Below are 2,194 nucleotides of genomic sequence, written 5' to 3'. Positions count from 1 at the left end.
CCCCGGCAATGCCAAAAAAGAACGATCGTTCTTTTTAGCGCTCAGCATCGATACAATGCGCGCCACCGAGACAAGCGCTGCCTGCCGCGCAGCGCCCAGGACACAAGGACCGACATGACCCCCGAAGCCATCCTCGAGCAACATGGCCCGCGCGAATCCATGGAGTACGACGTCGTGGTCGTCGGGGGTGGCCCCGGCGGCTTGGCGACCGCGATCAAGCTCAAGCAGCTGGCGGCCTCACAGGGCAAGGAGATCTCGGTCGTCGTGCTCGAGAAGGGTTCCGAACCCGGCGCCCACATCCTCAGCGGCGCCATCATGGACCCTCGCGCCCTCACCGAACTCTTCCCCAACTGGAAGGAACTCGGCGCCCCGCTGAACCAGCCCGTCGCCCATGACGAGATGCTGTTCCTCAGCCAGACCGGCACGCTGCGCACGCCGCAGTTCCTGATCCCCGGCAGCCTGCACAACGCCGGCAACTACATCATCAGCCTCGGCAGCGTCGTGCGCTGGCTCGGCCAGCAGGCCGAGGCGCTCGGCGTCGAGATCTTCCCCGGCTTCGCCGCCGCCGAAGTCCTCTACAACGACGACGGCTCGGTCAAGGGCGTCGCCACCGGCAACCTCGGCATCGGCAAGGACGGCGAGCCCACCGGCGAATTCCAGCTCGGCATGGAGCTGCACGCCAAGTACACGGTGTTCGCCGAAGGCGCCCGCGGCCAGCTCGGCCGCCAGCTGATCGCGCGCTTCAAGCTCGACGACGGCCGCGATCCGCAGACCTACGCGCTCGGCATCAAGGAGCTGTGGGAGATCGACCCCGCCAAGGCCAAGCCCGGCCAGGTGATCCACTCGCTCGGCTGGCCGATGGACAACAGCACCTACGGCGGCGGCTTCCTGTACCACATGGAAGACAACAAGGTCACGCTCGGCTTCATCACCGGCCTGGAGTACAGCAACCCCTGGCTCAGCCCGTTCGAGGAAATGCAGCGCTGGAAGACGCACCCCGCGATCCGCGCCTGCCTCGAAGGCGGCAAGCGCATCGGCTACGGTGCCCGCGCGATCACCTGCGGCGGGCTGATGAGCCTGCCGAAGTTCGTGTTCCCCGGCGGCGCGCTGGTCGGCTGCGAGGCCGGCTTCCTGAACTTCTCGCGCATCAAGGGCAGCCACGCCGCGATCAAGACCGGCATGCTGGCCGCCGAGGCCGCCTTCGCCGCCGTCACCGCCGGCCGCCAGCACGATGAGCTCAGCGCCTACCCGCAGGCCTTCGAGAAGAGCTGGCTCTACGAAGAGCTGCAGGCCTCGCGCAACACCAAGCAGTGGATGAAGAAGGGCCTGTTCCTGTCGTCGATCATGAACGGCATCGAGCTGTGGCTGCTGCCCAAGCTCGGCTTCAAGGCACCGCCGTGGACGATCCACAGCACCGTGCCCGACAACGCCCGCCTGAAGCCGGCCGCCGAGTGCCCGAGGATCGACTACCCGAAGCCCGACGGCAAGCTGACCTTCGACAAGCTCTCCAGCGTGTTCATCAGCAACACCAACCACGGCGAGAACCAGCCGGCRCACCTGACGTTGAAGGACGCCGCGGTGCCGGTGGGCATCAACCTCGCGAAGTACGCCGGCCCCGAGGCCCGCTACTGCCCGGCCGGCGTCTACGAGTTCGTGAAGACCGAAGCCGGCCAGGACCGCCTGCAGATCAACGCGCAGAACTGCGTGCACTGCAAGACCTGCGACATCAAGGACCCGACGCAGAACATCGTGTGGGTCGCGCCCGAAGGCGGCGGCGGCCCCAACTACGCCGGCATGTAGCCCGGACGCCAGTCCGGGGCCCCGGGTTGACACCCGGGCACAAGGCAGCAATACACCGGCAACGTTGGCCGGTTGGAATGCAGGCACGCCACGTGCCGAGGCACCCAGCCGCCGATTGACCTGCGCGCCTCGGCGCGTGGCACAGTCGCCCATCGCCGACGTACCCCCTCACTGCCTTTGCCCATGCCCATGGACCACACGCCGAAAGACGCCGCCACGCCCGCCCTCCCTGCCGCCCCGCGCCGGCGCTGGCTGGGCACGCTGATCGCGGTCATCGGCCTGGCCCTGCTGGGCGGCCTCGCCTGGTACCTCACCCACCGGCCGGCCGCGGCACCCGCTGGCGCGATGGCCGGCCCCGGGGGCCCGGGCGGTCCCGGGGGGCCGGGCGGTGGCC

1 protein-coding gene and 1 pseudogene are annotated in these 2,194 nt (G+C 68.8%); both read left to right on the top strand.

Going from position 1 to position 2,194, the window contains the following annotated elements; translation table 11 throughout:
- The first annotated feature begins 114 nt into the window (after positions 1-114).
- Entirely contained in the window at positions 115-1,800 is a 1,686-nt protein-coding gene (locus AC1D12_RS31480; protein WP_477845113.1) for an electron transfer flavoprotein-ubiquinone oxidoreductase, read from the top strand.
- Positions 1,801-1,983: 183 nt separating this feature from the next.
- Positions 1,984-2,194: pseudogene (locus AC1D12_RS31475) on the top strand (efflux transporter periplasmic adaptor subunit); the annotation flags it as partial.

The sequence above is a fragment of the Rhizobacter sp. P1_G5 genome (assembly GCF_056405435.1).
Note: the sequence above shows the minus strand (reverse complement) of the source record. Positions and strands in the feature narration are given on the sequence as shown.